General features: G+C 41.2%; 11 protein-coding genes, 2 rRNA genes and 1 pseudogene. 5 read left to right on the top strand and 9 right to left on the bottom strand.

What is annotated here, in order from left to right; genetic code table 11:
• Positions 1 to 258: 258 nt before the first annotated feature.
• Both MsAm2_RS01590 and rrf read left to right on the top strand, forming a co-directional pair.
• A 23S ribosomal RNA gene (locus tag MsAm2_RS01590) occupies positions 259 to 3,192 on the top strand.
• Positions 3,193 to 3,344: 152 nt separating this feature from the next.
• Positions 3,345 to 3,466: ribosomal RNA gene (rrf, locus tag MsAm2_RS01595) — 5S ribosomal RNA — on the top strand.
• A 551-nt stretch (positions 3,467 to 4,017) separates the two neighbouring features.
• On the opposite strand, the gene MsAm2_RS01600 is transcribed toward rrf, so the two are convergent.
• Both MsAm2_RS01600 and MsAm2_RS01605 read right to left on the bottom strand, forming a co-directional pair.
• Entirely contained in the window at positions 4,018 to 5,007 is a 990-nt protein-coding gene (locus MsAm2_RS01600; protein WP_338098076.1) for a pantoate kinase, read from the bottom strand.
• Positions 5,008 to 5,029: 22 nt separating this feature from the next.
• Positions 5,030 to 6,649: a phosphopantothenoylcysteine decarboxylase domain-containing protein gene (locus MsAm2_RS01605; RefSeq protein ID WP_338098077.1), complete on the bottom strand. Its 1,620-nt coding sequence runs from the start codon at positions 6,647 to 6,649 to the stop codon at positions 5,030 to 5,032.
• Positions 6,650 to 7,043: 394 nt separating this feature from the next.
• Between MsAm2_RS01605 and MsAm2_RS01610 the strand changes: the two are divergent.
• Together MsAm2_RS01610 and MsAm2_RS01615 are read left to right on the top strand one after the other, a co-directional pair.
• Positions 7,044 to 7,814: pseudogene (locus MsAm2_RS01610) on the top strand (23S rRNA (uridine(2552)-2'-O)-methyltransferase); the annotation flags it as partial.
• Positions 7,815 to 8,038: 224 nt separating this feature from the next.
• Positions 8,039 to 8,479, top strand: a complete 441-nt coding sequence (locus MsAm2_RS01615; RefSeq protein WP_338098078.1) for a VOC family protein — start codon at positions 8,039 to 8,041, stop codon at positions 8,477 to 8,479.
• A 1,006-nt stretch (positions 8,480 to 9,485) separates the two neighbouring features.
• On the opposite strand, the gene pyrF is transcribed toward MsAm2_RS01615, so the two are convergent.
• The 4 genes from pyrF to MsAm2_RS01630 form a co-directional block, all read right to left on the bottom strand.
• Complete coding sequence (gene pyrF, locus MsAm2_RS01620; protein ID WP_338098485.1) at positions 9,486 to 10,142, bottom strand: orotidine-5'-phosphate decarboxylase; 657 nt, start codon at positions 10,140 to 10,142, stop codon at positions 9,486 to 9,488.
• Between the two features lie 14 nt (positions 10,143 to 10,156).
• The gene (locus MsAm2_RS01625) at positions 10,157 to 11,173 is read right to left on the bottom strand and encodes a deoxyhypusine synthase (protein WP_338098079.1); all 1,017 of its coding nucleotides are present in this window, start codon (positions 11,171 to 11,173) and stop codon (positions 10,157 to 10,159) included.
• Positions 11,174 to 11,263: 90 nt separating this feature from the next.
• Positions 11,264 to 11,362: a hypothetical protein gene (locus MsAm2_RS08340; RefSeq protein WP_420846972.1), complete on the bottom strand. Its 99-nt coding sequence runs from the start codon at positions 11,360 to 11,362 to the stop codon at positions 11,264 to 11,266.
• A 183-nt stretch (positions 11,363 to 11,545) separates the two neighbouring features.
• On the bottom strand, positions 11,546 to 11,884 hold the full coding sequence (locus MsAm2_RS01630; RefSeq protein WP_338098080.1) for a thioredoxin family protein: 339 nt from the start codon (positions 11,882 to 11,884) through the stop codon (positions 11,546 to 11,548).
• 780 nt (positions 11,885 to 12,664) lie between these two features.
• Here MsAm2_RS01630 and acs point away from each other — a divergent pair.
• Positions 12,665 to 14,764 carry an acetate--CoA ligase alpha subunit gene (gene acs, locus MsAm2_RS01635; RefSeq protein WP_338098081.1) on the top strand — a complete coding sequence of 700 codons (2,100 nt, stop codon included), beginning with the start codon at positions 12,665 to 12,667 and terminating at the stop codon, positions 14,762 to 14,764.
• 357 nt (positions 14,765 to 15,121) lie between these two features.
• On the opposite strand, the gene MsAm2_RS01640 is transcribed toward acs, so the two are convergent.
• The 3 genes from MsAm2_RS01640 to MsAm2_RS01650 form a co-directional block, all read right to left on the bottom strand.
• Complete coding sequence (locus tag MsAm2_RS01640) at positions 15,122 to 15,445, bottom strand: hypothetical protein (protein ID WP_338098082.1); 324 nt, start codon at positions 15,443 to 15,445, stop codon at positions 15,122 to 15,124.
• Between the two features lie 441 nt (positions 15,446 to 15,886).
• Positions 15,887 to 18,610: a GLUG motif-containing protein gene (locus MsAm2_RS01645; protein ID WP_338098083.1), complete on the bottom strand. Its 2,724-nt coding sequence runs from the start codon at positions 18,608 to 18,610 to the stop codon at positions 15,887 to 15,889.
• Between the two features lie 338 nt (positions 18,611 to 18,948).
• Positions 18,949 to 19,827, bottom strand: a complete 879-nt coding sequence (locus MsAm2_RS01650) for an IS30 family transposase (protein ID WP_420846959.1) — start codon at positions 19,825 to 19,827, stop codon at positions 18,949 to 18,951.
• Positions 19,828 to 19,873: the final 46 nt, after the last annotated feature.

Here is a 19,873-nt window from a genome sequence, read left to right on the forward strand (position 1 = left end):
AAGGACGGATGAAAGGCACAAAAGCCAATTGCTTTTCGCGTGAAGTCATGTAAAGGATTGAGACATAAACGACAATTTTTCGTGGTTCTTTGATTTTTTAAAATAAATTTGAGAGCCCTTTTTGTTCAATGCTGACAAAAAATGAGAGAAATTGTCCGGGAAAAATCTTTGAATAAAATTCTGACCAAATTTTAAAATTTGTGATGGTTTTGTTTTAAAGAATTAAACTTGGTTATATCAGACGCCTACTGAAAAAGTCGGTTTGTTTGGTGTAACGCCAACAGGTGGATGGCTGGGCTCAAGGGCTGATGAAGGACGTGCCAAGCTGCGAAAAGCTCAGGGTAGGCGCAAGGAGCCGATGAACCTGAGATTTCCGAATGGGAATCCCAATACATCAGTATTGACCAGTCATGGTCGGGAACGCCCCGAATTGAAACATCTTAGTAGGGGCAGGAAGAGAAATCAACAAGAGATGCCGTTAGTAAAGGCGATTGAAACCGGCAGAGTTCAAACTGAATCCGTTTTAGGAATAAGACGGAGATGTGGTTTACGGACGGCCTTATTTTTCCAATGTTATTCAGCCAAACTTGCCTGAAACGGCAGACCATAGAGTGTGATAGTCACGTCGGTGTCGAATAAAAGGAAAAAGGCCTGTTCCTGAGTAGCGTGGGTCGGAAATCTCGCGCGAATATGGGGGACACCAATCTCCAAAACTAAATACCTCTTGAGTCCGATAGCGAATTAGTAGGGTGACCGAACGCTGAAAAGTACCCCGAGAAGGGAGGTAAAAAGTGCCTGAAACCTGTTGGCTATGGAACGATATGGCGTGAAAGGATCTTTCTTGCGAAGGAGGAAGCCGTGAGGCTTTAGTACGTGCAAGACTGCCGGCGTCATATCTTACGTTTTGAAGAACGGGCCAGGGAGTTTATCTTGGTGGCGACGGCTAATTAATTTGTTTAAGAAGCCAAAGCGAAAGCAACATGTGCGCAATCGTAAGATGAGGCACGGCGTATACAAGTGCGCGGAGTCACCGGGATAAGACCCGAAGCCGGGCGATCTAGGCGTGGGCAGGTTGAAGCGTAGCGAAAGCCGCGTGGAGGACCGCAAGTGGTATTGATCTGCAAATCATTCACGTGACCCACGTCTCGGAGTGAAATGCTAATCTAGCCCGGCATCCGCTGGTTCCCTCCGAAACATGTCGCAGCATGACCTGACCTGAGGTCGTTGGTGGAGTAGAGCACTGATTGGGGAATCCGGGGAAGAAATTCTTCGCTCCCCTGTCAAACTCCAAACCCACCCACACCGTAGACGGTCGGAGTCCGCACTGCTGGGGTAAGCTTGTAGTGCGTAAGGGAGACAACCCTGCCCATGGTTAAGGTCCCGAAGTGTCGGCTCAGTGTAAACACTAAAGGGCGTCCCAAGCCCAAAACAGCTGGAAGGTTAGCTTAGAAGCAGCTACCCTTTAAAGAGTTCGTAACAGATCACCAGTCGAGGTTTGGGGCCCCGAAAATTGACGGGGCTTAAGCCGACCACCGATACCATGGAGTACCGTTTAGGTAATCTTGTAGGAGGGCGTTGCGTTCGGGCAGAAGCGGGGCCGTGAGGTCCCGTGGACCGTTCGCAAACGAAAATCCTGGTAATAGTAGCAGCATAGTCAAGTGAAAATCTTGACCGCCGAAGGGGCCAGGTTTCCTCGGCAATGATCATCAGCCGAGGGTTAGTCGGTCCTAAGGTGCACCGTAACACGAGTGCATCGAATTGGGAAACAGGTTAATATTCCTGTACCTTTGACAAATATATCCTGACGCTTAAGGGCAGGCCGGGCGGCGTTGTCGCGCCGTCTAATCATCTAAACTTATGGAGAGCCGTCATGGCGAGAAGTGAGCGAATATGTTATGGCGAAAGCCGGCTGCACCCATGAGCCCGTGAAAAGGGTGTCAAATGACCGTACCAAGATCTGACACAGGTGCCCCTAGCTGAAAAGGCTTAGGCGTGACGGAGTAATTCGGTTTAGGGAATTCGGCAAATTAGCTCCGTAACTTCGGGAGAAGGAGTGCCTGCTGTGAAGACAGCAGGTCGCAGTGACCAGGGAGCTCCAACTGTCTAATATCAACATAGGAGATCGCAAACCCGTAAGGGTGAGTACGATCTCTGAATCCTGCTCAGTGCAGGTACCTCAACCTCCGGTTCAACGGAACGAAGGGCCTGTAAACAGCGGGGGTAACTATGACCCTCTTAAGGTAGCGTAGTACCTTGTCGCTTAATTGGCGACTTGCATGAATGGATCAATGAGAGCTCTACTGTCCCAAACCGGAATCCGGTGAAGCTTACTTTCATGTGCACAGTCATGAGACTTCCGGGGGGAAGTGAAGACCCCATGGAGCTTTACTGCAGCCTGTCGCTGAATTGTGATTTCGAATGTACAGTGTAGGTAGGAGGCGTCGAAGCGTGTGCGCCAGCATACGTGGAGCCGAAAGTGGGACACTACCCTTTTGGAATTACGATTCTCACTCTCTTACGAGAGGACCCCGATTGGTGGGCAGTTTGCCTGGGGCGGGACGCCCTTGAAAAGATATCGAGGGTGCGCAATGGTTGACTCAAGTGGGTCGGAAACTCACTGAAGAGTGCAAGAGCATAAGTCAGCCTGACGTTATTCCGCACAACAAGGAATGACGAGACGAAAGTCGGTTCTAGCGAACTTTTGAGCCCGCTTGGTGCGGGCCAAAAACTACAGAAAAGTTACCCTGGGGATAATTGTGTCGTTGCCGGCAAGAGTACATATCGACCCGGCAGCTTGCTACTTCGATGTCGGTTCTTTCCATCCTGGCTGTGCAGCAGCAGCCAAGGGTGAGGTTGTTCGCCTATTAAAGGAGATCGTGAGCTGGGTTTAGACCGTCGTGAGACAGGTTGGTTACTATCTACCGGAAGTGCCCGATGTCTGAGGGTAAGTTGCTTTTAGTACGAGAGGAACAGAGCAACGGCGCCACTGGTCTACCTGTTGTCTGACAAGGCACCGCAGGGCAGCTACGCGCCAATGAATAAGAGCTGAACGCATCTAAGCTCGAAATCACACTCAAAAAGAGACATCAATAAGGACACTCATAAAAGATGAGGTCAATAGAAACGGGATGTAAGCATCAAGGCAACGAGGTGTTCAGTCCGCGTTTACTAATTGTCCGTACCGGCAAACCGAGTTTTTCAGGCGATATCTGAAAATATGACCAAGGCAATTAAAAATAAAAATAGTTCCCGAAAAATAACAGTTTCAATCCAAATACATGACATTCATGCCAAAACGTTTAAATCCGTTTTATTCATTAATCCATTCCACTTAAAGCGAGGTCTTTGGCGGCCATAGCGGCGGGGAAACTCCTGTACCCATACCGAACACAGAAGATAAGCCCGCCGGCGTTCTTTACTGTACTGAAGTGTGCGAGCCTTCGGGAAATACTGATCGCTGCCAAAGGCCTTTCTTTATCTTTAATTCAACTTTTTCATTTTTTTATCAATGAATGCTTTCTCTTCTATTTTTTATCAATAAATTTCCTCTCTCTATTTTTCTCTGATTTCTGAGATTTTTCCGTTTCTCTTTTTTTGTGCTTATTCGTCCGGACGGGCGGCGCCGGGAAGGGGATCGGTCCGTTTTTGAAAGGACTTTTTCAGGAAGAAATTCTTGGGCATTTTTCCAGTTCACATGGATTCATTTTTTAATTTTTTGATTCATATGCGAAAACGGGGGCATTTTTTAATTCTTAGGCTATGTGCAAGTGTTTGGGATGAACTCTTTCTATCAATCTTATTTTTACACAAAGCATAACGCCATTTCAGACGCATGGCGTCTGAAATGGCGGAGATTCAATAGAATGAAAGCAGCAATAGATTGGACAAAAATGAAAATGATGTCAACAAGAGACCAAAAAATTTGAAATTTGGGTTGAATGCCGCAGTAGATCTAAAAAATTAAAAAATAGTGAGATACAACATCAAATCAAAAAATGTATGATTATGAAACTTAAATTAAAAGCGGTAATTTTCAACAAAAGACGGACCACAATTTCCTATTTTACATTCGTAAACCGTTCCAAATTTTTTGAATGTTTTTAATATATTCTCTTCCGCTTCTGTTTTCATATTTTCTTTTTCATCATTTTTGAAATCTTTCGCCATCGCAAAAACCGTATTTCCAAGCATGGCTTGAGCGGCAAAACCCATATTTTCATCTACAGACTCAATGATTTTTTTGGCCTCCTCACTCAAAAGACCCGCTTTGTTTGTAAAGTTCAAAGATTCTCTCATGAACGATTCAATCGTCATTTCTTTTTTAAAATTCGTCAAAGCCTCTTTTCCGGCAGCGTTAATTGTCTGAACATATTTCGGACTGGAAATAATTTCTTTTGTAGAAAGCTCTCCCAAAACCAAACAAAAAACTTTTTTTTCCGGAATTGGAATTGAATGAAAATCTCCAAAAAAAGAGCCGCCTGGTTTTTCCCGAAGCACAAGGCCGCCCAAAGATTCTCCGGCAACGTCTCCCAGCCCACTTTTGTTTTGAACCTCCGCGATGTGTGCAATTTCCATCAAATCTCGCTCCAATAAATCCAATTTTAAAGCATCATTGACGGCCCAAGCAGTTCCAAGGGCACCGGCTGCGGAAATTCCAAAACCACATCCCGGCGGAAAATCGCTTTTTCCGGAAATTGTATAATGAAACGTCCGCCCATATTTCTTTTCAGTGATTTTTGACAACTCGGAAACAACCGATAAAATTGTCTCTCCTCTTCCTTTTTTTCCGTTTAGGAATATATCCACGTCCGGGTCGTCAACTTTTGCATCCCAACCGATCTTTTTCTCTTTCACATCGGCAACATCTACGATTGTTAAGAGACCTTTGTCCAAAGCAATTCCACACCCGATAGATCCTTTTTGGTGGGGGTTTGAATGATCACAAGTCTGGAAAAAACCGGTGATATGTCCCGGGCAGAAAACCGTTTTTGATCTGACATTATGCATAAACTGCCATCCGTTTCTATTTTTATTTTTTAATAAATCGTCCCTTCATTAAAACCGGTTTTTTGTATCGGCCGGACTTTTGAGATTTTGGGTTGAGTTTGCCGTCTTTGAAATTTACTTTATCATCAAAGTCCAAATCATCGCAGCTGGATTTTTTATTGCCGCGATTGGAATTGTATTCTTTGCGATTGATCTGATTTTCCCCACTCCAAACATTATCTTCTCCGCTGTCAAAATTTGATTCGGGGTCGCTAAAATCGGGTCTCATCCCGTTTGGAATTAATTCTTCACCGGCGGTATTATCTTTAAAATGATCTGTCTGATGATCTGTCTTATCATTTTTTTCTTTTTTTGGAATGTCATGAACGCCTGCGATATAATTTAAGATATCGTCTGCGATTTTTTCTTTGGACCCTGAAATCGGTATCCATTGGATGATTATATCTTTGAAAACCAAAAAAACATCATTGTCATCGGTTCCCATCCCCCTTTCTTTTACATCGTTCGCAATCACGCAATCTGCGATTCCCTCATTGATTTTTTGAGCGGCCGATTCAATTAACTTTTCAAAAGAAATGCCGGATTCCGCCTTAAACGCGGCAACAAACAAGTCCGGATCCGCACGCTTCGCTTCTTCGATTAATTTTTTGGTCGGATAAAGCGATAAAATCAGTTCATTTTGTCCCGACTTTATTTTTCCCGGATTTTTTCGGGTGGAGTAATCCGAAATTGCCGCCGCGCTGATTAAAATATTATTTTGACGGCTTTTGTTGCTTTTATTGTTTTTGTTGATTTCTTCAATCTTCTCAACGACGGCTTTTGTCATATCTTTTGCACTTTCGACATAAATCTCATTCAGGTGCGGAAGCGTCAAACCAAGTTTATTTCGGTGGAATAAATAAACTTCAGCGCCTTTCTCGTATGCGGAAAAAGCAAGGGCGGTTCCAGTTTTTCCGGAAGCGCGGTTTGTTAAAATTCGAATCGGGTCCACACTTTCGGCAGTTGAACCTGATGTAATCAATATATTTTTTCCAAATAATAATGGGGAATCTGTCTGTTCCAAATCGTTTGGTCCCCAATCGTTTGGTCCCCGATCGGATGGATCAAATACGGCAGGCTGATTTAAAAACCGTTTGACGCGGTGAATAATTTCATCATTTGTCGCGATTTTTGCAACTCCTTCTTCTATTCTTGGACCCACAATTTCAATACCCCACGACTCTAATATTTTTAAGTTCTCTGTCACTTTCGGGTGGTGGTACATGGATTCATGCATCGCAGGAACAATCATCACTTTTTTCCTTTCCCCGATGGCGGTTGTTGCAAAGGTGGTGACCGGTGTGTCATCCACTCCGGCGGCAATTTTAGAAATTGTGTTAGCTGTCGCCGGTGCAATCAACAGCAAGTCCGCACGCCCAAACGACCCGAAAAACTCAACATGTTCTACCCGCCCGGAGAGCTTGGTTATGACCGCATTTCCGGTTGCGTAATGCAACGCGTTTGGATGAATGATCTGAGCAGCAGCCTCGGTCATGACGGCAAAAACTTCCGCGCCGTTTCGAATCAATTCCCGCGCCAAAGTGACAACCGACACGGCAGCAATGCTTCCGGTCACACCGATGACAATTGTTTTTCCGGACAAAGATTTTCCTTTGGTTTCGAAAATCCAACGAGTCGGATGAGTATTTGAATTTTGAGAATGAGGCTGACATTGATGATTTTGATTGGAATTGTCCATATCCGTCACATTTTGATTTGAAACTTATTTGCTATTTCGTATGAAGCTATTTGAAAATTAAATGATAAACTTTAAAATAAAAATACAGATTGAAAAAGCTGTAATTGAAAATATAAATTGAAAGCCATAAAATGCAGATTGAAATCTATAAGATTGTCAATATAGATTGTAAATGCAGATTAAAAAATATTAATTTTTGATATGGTATTTTTCCATAATAACATTAATCATAAATACATTTAACCCATTCCACCCCAAAAGTAAAAAGATATTGAATCAATATTTTTAGGATATTTTTATGGCAAGAAATCAAAAAGATTTTTATTATCAACAGGCCCAAAAGGAAGGCTACCGCTCCCGGGCTTCTTACAAATTAAAACAGATTAACGACCGGGCGCAAATCATCAAGCGTGGTGACACAATTGTCGACTTAGGCGCAGCTCCGGGCGGTTGGCTTCAAGTCGCCAAAGAACTCTCCGGCGGACGTATTTTAGGCGTTGATCTTCAAGGAATTAAGGAAATCGAAGGGGTTTCCACAATCAAGGGCGACATTACGGCAAAGGAAACCATTGACAAAATTTTGGATTTTGCCGGAAAAGGTGGGGTGGATGTCGTATTGTGTGACGCGGCTCCGAATCTTTCCGGAAATTGGGTGCTTGACCACGCGCGTGGGATTGCGCTCAATCAAGCGGCATTTGAATGTGCCAAAAAAATCCTCAAGCCTAAAGGCATTTTTGTTGTGAAAGTGTTCCAAGGGGATTTGTTTAAAGATTTTTTTGACGCGGTCGGGAACGAATTTGTTTATGTCAAAGCATATTCTCCGCAAGCGTCACGTTCAACCAGTGCTGAAATTTATGTGATTGCCAAGCGATTTTTGACGGCTCCGGTGAGAAAAAATGATGTCTGTGCCGTAACGATCACGGAAACAGGGGAGTCTGGTGACGGAATCGCCTATTTGGAAAACTTCGTCATTTTCGTTCGCGGGGCGCAGGTCGGCGATATCGTCAAAGTCAAAATTGAAGATGTCAAACCGAATTTCGCGTTTGCGGATGTTTTAGAAAAATTGGAGGTTTTGCCGGAAAATCCTTATGTGAAACGGTCAACTTTAAAAAAGCCGGACCTTCCGGTGATTGAATCGAATGAAAAACCCCGTGTTCAAAGAACGCGGGACCGAAGTTTGGATATTGACAATTACATTCCGCCCAAAGAAAACCATAAAGAAGATGACGGAAATGATGAATTCGATGAATTCGATTGATAAAATAAAGTCCGGGATTTTTTTGGAAAACAATTATGGAAGTTGTTAACATGGAGTTTTGTGTTTTTTTGAATTTCAACGGTAATTGCCGGGACGCATTGAATTATTATGCCGGAATTTTTGGTGTTGAGATTTTGGACGTTTTAACTTACGGAGACATGGAGCCCGCCGATGAGGCAGCTGCTTCATTTTTACCAGATCATGTGAAAAATTATATTGCTTATTCCGAACTTCATATTTTCGGCAACCGATTATGTTTTTCTGACATTCCTCCCGAGGAATGTCTGGCGGTTGGAAACAATGTCTGCATCGCTGTAATGAGTCAGGATCCGGATGAAATCATGAAGCTGTATGATAAATTAAAGGTCGGCGCAACGATTCAAATGGAATTGGCGGAGACGGTTTGGAGCAAAGGGTACGCTGAACTGACCGACAAATTTGGAATTCATTGGAAACTCAATCTGTGTTGTCAATAATGTTTATTTTTTTATTTTTGATAGCGCTGCGCTTAAAACAAGAAGGAGTCCCGCAAAAAATAGAATGACACTGACAACCATTACAATAAATTTTAAAAAAAGAAATTCCGGATAAAAATATGAGTCGGAATTGTTTCCCCAAAAACTAATCAGTAACGGAAACGCACCCGAAATTATGATGAAAATGAGTCCGGCGGACAATAATTCAACTGCCGACATTTTATGAAATGAAAGAGCCATGATTTTTCCTGAGTATTTATTATATTTCGCATTTTATAAAAATATATTGTATTTGGTTTTTATCATTTTTATTTTTGATGATTTGTTTTATCATTTCCCTTTTTGATAATTTTATTTTTGATTTGATATTTTATTTTGATGTTATTTCATTTTTCTATTCTGTTCAAACTTCCAAAAATTCGGACGCGGACCGCGTCCGAATTTTTTGGAGTTGTTATGAATAGATATGTTGGTAGAGTTAGATTGCAGCTGCGCAAAATTATAAAACAGATTGCAGCTGCGCAAAATTAGAAAACTGATTGCAGCAGTGCAAAATTATAAAACAGATTGCAGTAGTCCAAAATTATAAAACAGATTGCAGCAGTCCAAAATTGGAAAACAGATTGCAGCAGCGCAAAATTAGAAAACAGATTGCAGCAGCGCAAAATTGTAAAATGGATTGCAGTCCAAAATTATAAAACAGATTGCAACAGCGCAAAATTGTAAAATGGATTGCAGCAGTCTAAAATTGGAAAACAGATTGCAGCAAATATAATAAATGCATCTGCCGCCAAAAATAATCATTTCATTCATTATGAATCTCCGCAAAAATCAGACGCAAAGCGTCTGATTTTGCGGGATGGTTTGCTTGTCTTCTTCAAATGATGTTGCTACAGCTCTTTTTTGTATTTATTTGGTGTTGATTGTTATTGCTCTTTTTTTGCATTTTTTGTGTTTTTTACATTTTTTGCATTTTTTGTTGCTGCTCATTCTTATTTTATTTTTTTCAAATCAATTTTTCAATTTCTTTTTTAATCTTTTCCGCTTCGGCTTTCGGGTCTTTTGCCCCATAAATACTTCTTCCAACAATAACCCAGTCGGCGCCGGCTTTAATTGTGTCGGCCGCACTTCCGCCTTGAGCGCCGACACCGGGAGAAATAATTTTTAAATCTTTTCCAATGACGGCTCTTAATTCTTTTACCCGCTCCGGACGCGTTGCCGGGGCAACAATTCCAAAAGCGCCCGCTTTTTTCGCAAGCGCCGCGATTTCTTTGGAGACGGCATCCGTAAAGAAATAATCGCCACCGGGATGGCTCATTTCGGCCACGACAAAAACCTTCCTTTGGAATTCATTTGCTGTTTTGACACATTCCATAAGGCTGTCCGATCCGGTAAATCCTTGAACGATAACCGCATCGCAGCCGGCGGAAAAGACATGTTCGCAAATAAGGCGGTCGGTGTTGGGAATGTCCGCGACTTTAAAATCAGCAATGACCGGTGCGATTTTTGACAAATCTTTCGCGATGGAAAGACCGGTCCCAAGAACCAGCGGATATCCGATTTTGATGGCATCCACGAATCCGGCGACTTCTTTTGAAATCAAAAGCGCCTCCTCCTTTTTGGTCACATCCAGCGCAAGAATGACACCGGTTTTTCTGTGAATTTCAGACATTTTGTTCACTCCGGTTTGTGTTTTTCATGATTTCCATGTTTTTCATGATTTCCGGTATTCTCTTTTTGTTTTTTAAGCCGTGCGCGGGACGCGCCGACCATCAATGGAAATGTTATGGTCGCGTCGGAATAAACCGTTACAAGACGGGATTTGGAACCCACTTTTCCCCACGAAATCGCTTCTTCCAAAGTCGCGCCCGAGAGGCCGCCCGTTTGCGGCGTGTCCATTGTCAATTGAATCGCGTAGTCAAAATCCCGCGGTGTGACCAACATGGATTGAAAAATGAAATTCTTCGGGACGCCGCCACCGATGAAAACCGCACCCGCTTTTTCCGCTTCCCAGCAAATGTCCATGAATGCATGCATGTCCGCCAGCGCGTCAACCACTAACGGATTCGTTTCTTTGTAAAGCCAAGCCTGAAGACCGATGACGGAATCCGGAAACGCCGGACAATAAATTGGAACATTCATGTCATAAGCCGCCCGCAGAATCGAATCCGGATTATCTATATTTTTTCCGATATTTTTCATAAATCCGGCGATGGAAACCGGTTTTTCCGCCGGCAAATCCGCAATGATTTCTTGCATAAATCCTTCAAATTCCTCAAAATGATGGTCCGGCAAAAAAACATCGTAGATGCGGTCGATTCCTTCATCGTGAAGCTTGACGTCGTTGGATTGGTCGGAACCTTTATAATGCGGCATGTAAAGGCCTTCCAAGGCATCATGAACCATGTTGGCGCCGGTCGTCACCAACACATTAATGTGGCCATCCCGAATGAGGTCGGCAACGATTTTGCGCATGCCAGCCGGAACCATCGCGCCGGCCAGTCCTAAAAATTTGACCGTTTTTTTGTCGGATAACATTTCCGTGTAAATGTCGACCGCTTCCGCAATTCTCCGGGCGCCAAAGGCGCAGCCGGACAAGGCGGTGACAAATTCATCCAAATCCATTTCCCCCGAAATGTCGGCGGGAACAACCGGTTTTGTCAGTTTCTGACATCCTTCCGTCACCTGTACCATAATTTTTCCTCTGTTTATTTGAAAATGAAATAATTCTAAAAAATGATTTGAACAAAAAAGAACGTGAGAAGGAAAAGAATACCTTTCTATTTACATTTTATCACATATTTTCATCCACTCTTTATAAGAAAAAATGATATTTTTGTTGAAATTACATTGCCGGAAAAAGGTACGTACGCAAGGTTCCACAACAATGTTGCAGAAATCTTTAAACAAATTTTTGATGCAAAATAGAGAAAAATTGGGAAATCAGATCGAAAAAATTGGAATAAATTGAAAAAAATCGGAGAGAATAAAATATAGAAAAAATTGGATAAATAGAAAAAAATCGGAAAGAATAAAAAATAGAAAAAAGTTGGAAAAATTGTTGGGTTACAGTTTTCCATCCGCTAAATCGGCGACAATTTGAGTGACTTGCTCGGCGGATAAGGCAACATCGGTTTCATTTAAGAGTTTTCCGTTTTTGAAATATTTAAAAGCCGGAGCCGCCCGAATGCCGTACCGTTTGGTGATATCAATGTTGTCCATGGCTTCAATCCGGACAAAAGTGACTTTCTTGCCGTATTTCTCTGAAAGCTCTTCAAAAACAGGTTTCATACGCTGGCAGTGGGTACATGTGGTCATGTAAAACATGCCGATGACCGGCTTATCGGAGGATTCAATGATCGAGTCCCAGGTTTTTGTTGTTGCTTCCGTAATATTGTTTGCCATTTTCTTTCACCTTTTGAAGTATTGCATTGAAAAGTATTACAATTTGATTTTTAAAATATTTTATTGAATGATTTTATGTTTGTGTTTATGATTTTTAATTTTTTAAAAATTTTCGATGGATTCGATTTTGCTTATTTCTGAAATGTTCGCTTGTGTTTATTCATTTATTTTTATTTCAAGAAGGTCATCTCATTTAAACCAACCGACCATAAAAACTTAATCCTATATTAATATATAAAATATTATATAATTACGTTTTGGCTTATTGCAAACCGGGATGTTCTTTGTGCCGACTGTCCCTTTAATTTTGGTTTGTTTCTACAAACATGTTTATATAGAAAGGGTTAATTGACATATACGTTCATTACATTTAATTGATTTTTTAAGAGAAAAATCCAATAGATGTAAAATCGGGAAAAAAGTGAATCGCAAATAAAAATTGCTGGTTTACATTTATCCGTTCAAAAACAAAAAACAACATTTAACCAAAAACGACTAAACCTAAAAACCTTAAAAAAACACTAAAAACGAACAAAAAATAAAAAACGAAAATTGGAAAAAATTGATTTTTTCCACACTTCAAAACCAAATTCTTCAAATTTTGACTTTTATTTTTTCCGTATTTTTGAGCAAACCTGAAAAGATGTCAGAAATAAAATTCTATACACGGGGACTTTGCGGTATAATCTTTCCGTGTCTATACGGGCGGAAATGAAAAAAACGTGTGAATAAAAACGTTCATCATTACCGGTTCGATCAATAAAAAGGAGATTCACATCCATGCTCAATATGTTTAAAGCGAAAACCGTCGCCGTTATCGGCGCATCGGACACCAAAGGAAAAATTGGACACGACGTTTTGAAAAACTTAGTTAACCTTTTTCCGGGAAAAGTTATTCCAATCAACACAGGCGCCAGCGAAGTCATGGGCCTGAAAGCTTATCCGACTGTTTCGGCCTGTCCCGATAAAGTGGACATGGCGGTCTTTTGTATTCCGTCCAAATTCGTGTTGGAAGCCGCGGAAGACTGCGGAAAATCGGGTGTCAAAAGTGTTATCGTTATTTCCGCCGGATTTAAGGAAGTCAATTCTTCCGGTGCCGAAATGGAAAAGCAGCTCGCAGCCGCTTGCAAAAAATACAATATGGAACTGGTCGGTCCCAACTGTCTTGGAATCATTGACACACATGCAAAACTCAACGGATCATTTGCTAAAATGATGGCGATCACTGGCGATATCGCATTTATGTCCCAATCCGGCGCCATTATGACGGCCATGTTAGACTGGGCAGATGCCCGCAACGTCGGATTTTCGCGTGTCGTGAGTCTTGGAAACAAAGCCGGTGTCAATGAAAAAGATTGCCTGGAAGATTTCGCCGACGACCCAAATACCAAAGTGATTGCCGCCTATCTGGAAGAAATTGTTGACGGTCCCGCCTTTATGGAATCCGCCAAAATCGCTTGTAAGAAAAAACCCATCGTTCTCATTAAATCCGGAACGACCGATGCCGGCTCTGCCGCCGTTTCCTCGCACACCGGATCCATCGCGGGCGCCGATCAGGCGTACACCTCCGCATTCAAGCAGGCCGGAATCATTCGTGCAAAAGCACTTGATGAAATGATGAACTACAGCTTGGCATTTTCCGCATGCCCGCTTCCGAAAGGAAGAAACATTGCTATTATTACCAATGCCGGCGGTCCCGGAATTATGGCAACGGATGCGGTTATCAACAACAGCATGCAAATGGCTAAATTAAAAGACGCGAATTATCAAAAATTAAAATCGGCTTTGCCGGAAGCGGCCAGTGCCAAAAATCCGATTGATGTTCTTGGCGACGCCAAACCGGATCGCTACGGTCTTGCGTTGGACACGGCTCTGGAAGACGATAACGTGGACGGAATTATTTTCCTGGTCACGCCACAGTCTGTCACGGAAGTTGAGAACACCGCCCAATTGGTCATCGACCGGTTCAAGTCGGCAAAAAAACCGATTCTTTGTGTCTTCTTCGGCGGCACTTTGATGGCGCCCGGCGAAAAAATGCTTCAAAAGGTCGGCATTCCGAACTACACTTATCCGGAAGCGGCCATTGAAACCATGCGTGCCCTTTGTGATTACGCGGACATTTTAAAGACGGAATTCAAAAAGCCGGAAATTGTCAAAGTGGACAAAGAAAAGGTCAAGACGCTCATGAAAAAGCAAACCGACAACAAAGACTTTGTTTTGGGCTTGGAGTCGATTGACATTTTGGAAGCCTACGGTCTTCCGCTTGTCGGAAATGAAGAAGCGGCAACGGTCGATGAGGCAATCAAGGCCGCCGAAAAAATGGGCTATCCGGTTGTGATGAAAATCGTGTCTCCGGACATTACCCACAAATCGGATGCCGGCGGAATTCGGTTGAATCTGAAGAACAAAGAAGACATTAAAGATGCGTACGCGAAAATGATGGTGGATGTAAAAAAACACGTTCCGCATGCCAAAATCGAAGGCGTCCAAATTCAGCAGATGCTCATCGGCGGCAATGAAATCATTATCGGAATGATTCGTGATCCGACATTTGGTCCGTTGGTCATGTTCGGTCTCGGCGGAATTTATGTCGAAATTTTAAAAGACGTATCGTTTGCTGTCGCACCCTTAAACCGGGATGAAGCGGAAAAACTCATCCGGTCCATCAAGACGTTTAAGATTTTCGAAGGTGCCCGCGGTGCAAAACCGGTGGACATTAATGTTTTGATTGATGCCGTGATGAAAGTTTCGCAACTGGTCGTCGACTTCCCGGAAATCAATGAGTTTGAAATCAACCCGATGAAAGTCATGGATGACGGCGTTACAACCTATGCGATTGACATGCGGATTATGTTGAATGAAAAATGTTTTAACAAATAATCGCAGCTCATGGAAAAAGGGCATTTAAAAAAGAAATGAAGGAAAAGATTTCATTCGAAGTCTTTCCTTCTCGTTTTATTTTTCGTTTTTTATTTTTCGCTTTTTAATTCGTTTTAATTTTATTGTTTTTATTTTTATTCGTTTTTGTTTTTATTCGTTTTTTATTCATTTTTTATTCGTTTAGGTCATTTGTTTTCGTTTTTATTCGTTTTTCTTGATCCCGAATTTTGTTATTTATTCCGTTATTCTTGTTTTTGTTTCGTTATTCCTGTTTTTGTTTTGTATTCCTATTTTTTTTCGTTATTTTTATTTTGCCTGCGTTTGTTTTTTCATTCGATTTTTTTTCAATTCTTCTTTTCATTTGAATTTTATGCTGTTCCCAAAGCCGTCTGTGGTCGAACTTCTGATCGGTTTGGTCGGTTTGACCGCTTTATCCGGAAGAATCGGCAGGTTTTCCGCTGAGTCCGGATGGGTTGGAAGTTTTGTGAATTGAACGGATGGATGAGTCTGTTCCACTTCTTGAACATTGTTTTTGGATGCCGAGAAGTAGAAAAGAAGCAAAAAAATCATGAGAATCAGAATTGCCGAAATGATGCAATCTTTGGTTTTTCGGTTATCGGATGGTCTTTTTTTGGATACTTGTTTTATTTGAGGTTGAATTCGACCTTGGTTATTTGACAAAATAAATCCCCAATAAAGAGAATTCGCTGGGTATTTAAAAAATAATCGTAATATATTATTTGTTGAATAATTAATAGCGGTGGGACTTATAAAAATTCAATTAATTAAACCGGATTTATAAATCCGACAGTTCAAAATTATGCGGACATGTCTTCGAACGGAATTTGAAAAACAAAATGTGTTGAAATGAAAAATTGTAAAGATAAGAAAATAAAAAAATAAAAAAGTAAAAAATAAGAAAATAAAAAAGTAAAAAATAAGAAAATAAAAAAGTAAAAAATAAGAAAATAAAAAAGTAAAAAATAAATGAAAATTCAATCTCCGCTTTTATCGGCAAAATTAAAAAATTACTGCCATAACGCGCGCGGCAAATGCATCCGGAAAAAGAACCAAAAAAGGAAAAGGGGAAAGGAATTGTTAAAAACAATTCCTTTTTTCAACTTATGACGTTACGGCCCAAGCCGGCGGATTTTCCGGATAGGTCGATTCATCTTGCCAATTCAAAACCGGCAATGGATAGGCGGTGTTCCCCATTTTCCAGACCGTGTCGGTTGACCCGAAATTCCATTTGAGGGTATCGTTGTAGAAAACTTGGGTGAGTGCAGTTGGTTTGTTGACGTTCATGCCATTCATTCCTCCTTCTGTGAAAGTTCCGGTTCCGTTTTTCGTCATGCCATCGTAGGCATAATGATCAGAAATGGTATTAGTACCGGAACCGATGCCATAAACTCTTCCAACCGGATTTGTTCCGGCTTCAATATTTTTGTTTAGAGCAATGCTATGATCTAAACTACTGTTACTCACCTTTCCTATAAGTCCGCCGATTCCTGAAAATGATCCCGTGGAAATTGTTATGTTTCCGGCCGCATAACAATTTTCAACAGAACCATTCGTCAAGTTTCCAACCAAACCGCCGGAGTCATTTTGACCGCTAATGTTTCCTGTGGCATAACTGTTATTGATTTTGATTTTATTGGTTATGTCGCCTGATGCCAATCCGACTAATCCGCCTGTGTTATTTCTATTGCCGATTACATTTCCGGTCGCAAAGGAATTGTTGATAGAAGCTTTATTGGTTGCAAATCCTACAAGGCCTCCTACCAGGCTCATATATGAAGAAGGCTGATTGATTGCAATTGCTGATTCAACGCTTCTGACACTTGAGCCGGATTTATTGATCGTGGAATTATCCAAAGACCCAACCAATCCTCCTACATACCTTCCGCCTTTGACAGATGTTCCGTTTGCGAAAGAATTTGTAACACAGGAATTTGTCATATTTCCGACAAGACCACCTGCACCGGTTGTTGTCACTGCGGCCGCAACATCTTTCTCCATGACAGTTGAGCTTGAATAAGATGCATTGATAGTTGAGTTTGTCATGTTCCCGACAAGACCGCCGAAAGCAGTATTAAATGATTCAACTTTGCCGCTTGAATTGGAATTTTCGATTGTTGAGTTATTCATGCGGCCAACCAATCCACCAATACAGTTATTGCCGTAAACACTTCCTGTTGAGTTTGAATTGTTTACGCTTGAATTCTCCATTCTACCGGCAAGACCGCCGATGCTGGCGTTTCCTAGTACAGACCCGGCCGAGTTGGAATTGTTAATCATTGACTTATTGATCCAACCGGAAAAACCGCCAATGTTGTTGTTATTTGTTACTGATGTATTGATATTTGTAATATTTCCGGCAGCATTGGAGTTATTAATACTCGAGTTGTCCACCCATCCCGCAAAGCTTCCGATTTCTGATGTACTGGTTGCACTCAAAGATAAATCAATATCTCCCGCGGATGAAGAATTATTAATATTTGAGTTGTTCATCCATCCCGCAAAACCCCCAATGTATTGGGTTGTTCCATACATGCTGAGGTTGACTTTTGAGGTAGTAGCCGAATTATCCACAGTAGTATTATTGATTTTTCCAAGCAGCCCGCCTGCCCACTGGTATCCTTCAACATTTCCGGAAGAAGAAGAATTATTAATTTTTGTGCCTTCAGAATGTCCGACTAAACCCCCATTTTCGAGATAACCAAAAACATTCACATTTGAAACGGAATCATTGATAAAAGAATTGGCATCGGTATAACCGACTAAACCACCGGAATAATTGGCCTCAATGCTTCCGCTTGTGTGGATATTTTCAATTTTTTCATCCTTTGAATAGCTTGTTAGAGCTCCTGCAAAAGAATTTCCGCTGACTTCTATATTTTCAATATCCAAGTTTTTAATTGTTCCAGTTTCAATTGATCCAAATAAGCCGATTGCATTTTTTCCGGAACGAATGGAGAAATCCGAAAGTGTTTTGGGTTGGCCGGAAACAGGTGTGCTGTAGAATGTTCCTTTAAACGGATTTTGGATACATGTTGATATTGTGCCATCTTGATTTCCGCCAATCGGAATCCATCCGGTTTCTTTGCTGTTGACTTCCAACTCTCCGCGGTTAAATGGATTATTCGTTGCGTTGTTCCACTCTGCCGGAAAATTAATGTCTTCGGTCAATTCAAAATATTTTCCGCTGGCATTGTCTCCGTTATCTTCCGTGTAATACCGCAGCGCATCCAATTGGACAATATTTGTAATTTCAAAGGGGTCCGCTTGTGTGCCGGTTCCGGACTCAAACGGATAGTGAGCATTGCTGGCGGTATTTGTCACACCGTCAAAAAGGAATGAATAACTGTACGTATCTAAACTGCCCATGCTTCCCAATTGCGTTCCTGTTTCTCGGATGGAAACAAGATATTGGTCGGCGGCAGCATCAAAAACATTGATGTCTCCGCTGCCCAGGGAAACTGTTCCATTATCGTCCGAATTGTTCAAATTTTCATAGTAAACGGACACATTGTTTTCCATCGAGTCCGCCGTTATATCGGCCGTTACAATTACACGGAGCGTCTTTGCATCATCTTGATTGTAGTCGAAAAGTTCGACTTGGGTGATCGGAAATACAGCCGGAGGCGTTGTATTGTTACCGGTTCCATTTCCCCCCGGGGTCACATGAACCGGAGGAACCGGGTTGGAAGCGGCCGGAAGCTCAAAACTGGGTGCTGAAGATGTTGCATTCTCTTTGTCACAAATACATGCATTCTCTGCATTTTGATTGAACCAAATAAACCAGGCTGTAAATGTCAAGAGAAGGAGAAGGATAATAAGTATCAATAGGATTCGTCTTTTTGCAGTGTGTGATGTCATAACGGATCTGTTTTATTCATTTTCCATTTCAATATTAAATTTCATACAAAATATTTTAATTCATTTATAGATATATCTTTATTATTTTTCTTTATTATTATATCTTTAAACTATTGTCCTATATGGGTAATTCATATATATAATTTTTTTCTATTAAAAAAATAGTTTTATTGGTAATTATTATGAATACTATGTTCTCTGCATTTTTCTGAAAAAAACAAAAATAAAACAGAAAAAACCAAAAATTAAGAGACTCAATCACAAAAATGAAAAATTGATAAAAAATAATCAAAACTTATCTTCAATCAAGAAGTGCATAATTTCATGACTTCCAAAGGAGTCATGAAATTTAAACACTTTCTTGGCCTGTTATTCAGCCACTCTTCTAATTCTTTCACTTGTTTTATTGAAATCAATGAAAAATTTGTACTTTTAGGGAATATTCTTCTAATTATCCCGATCGTGTTTTCCACCGTTCCTTTTTCCCAACTGGAATAGGTATGACAGAAATAAGTATCAATATCCAACTCATCCTTCAATCTCATATGAGCAGCATTCTCTGTCCCATTATCGAAAGTGATTGTTTTTCTGAATGCCGGATCCAGTTGTTTTAAAGTAGCAATCGCCTTTTCCATCATTTCATGAGCAGATTTATCATTCAACAAATTAATCCAGGTATATCGCGTAACCCGATCCACAATTACCTGAAGGCATGATTTAGATTTTTGTGACCCCAAAGTGTCAATTTCAAAATCGCCCACTCTGATTCTGAGATTTACAAACTCGGGTCTATCCTCAATTGAAACTCTGTTTGATATCTTTCCTTCATGCTTTTTTGATTCCTTTCCTCTTTTCCTTCTGATTCGATGATGTCTTGGCAGATACTGAATTAATTCTTTCCCGACAGAATAGATGTATCGATAAATTGATTCATAATTGGTCTTGAGATTTGGATAATCCATGGATATTCTTTTAGCAATTTGTTCCGGCGTCCATCGGTTTTTCAATTTTTCATGAACGTACCGGCGAATATATCTATCCTTCAATATTTCCTTCTTTGCAGCATCATACTTTCGTTTTTCGCTTCTTTTATGTGCTTGGAGAGGATTATAGCACACATCATTATGTGGTGGTTGATTCCGCTTTAATTCCCGGGAAACAGTTGATTGTGAACAGCCAATCACGGTTGCAATCTGAGTTTGAGTACATTTCTATGATTTGTACATTCCA

It is taken from the genome of Methanolapillus ohkumae (assembly GCF_032594355.1).
Taxonomy (GTDB): Archaea; Halobacteriota; Methanosarcinia; order Methanosarcinales; family Methanosarcinaceae; genus Methanolapillus; species Methanolapillus ohkumae.

Excerpts from the sequence above, each read along its gene's own strand:
- MsAm2_RS01600 (WP_338098076.1), bottom strand. The coding sequence starts at position 5,007 with ATGCATAATGTCAGATCAAAAACGGTTTTCTGCCCGGGACATATCACC.
- MsAm2_RS01615 (WP_338098078.1), top strand. The coding sequence starts at position 8,039 with ATGGAAGTTGTTAACATGGAGTTTTGTGTTTTTTTGAATTTCAACGGT.
- MsAm2_RS01630 (WP_338098080.1), bottom strand. The coding sequence starts at position 11,884 with ATGGCAAACAATATTACGGAAGCAACAACAAAAACCTGGGACTCGATC.
- acs (WP_338098081.1), top strand. The coding sequence starts at position 12,665 with ATGCTCAATATGTTTAAAGCGAAAACCGTCGCCGTTATCGGCGCATCG.
- MsAm2_RS01625 (WP_338098079.1), bottom strand. The coding sequence starts at position 11,173 with ATGGTACAGGTGACGGAAGGATGTCAGAAACTGACAAAACCGGTTGTT.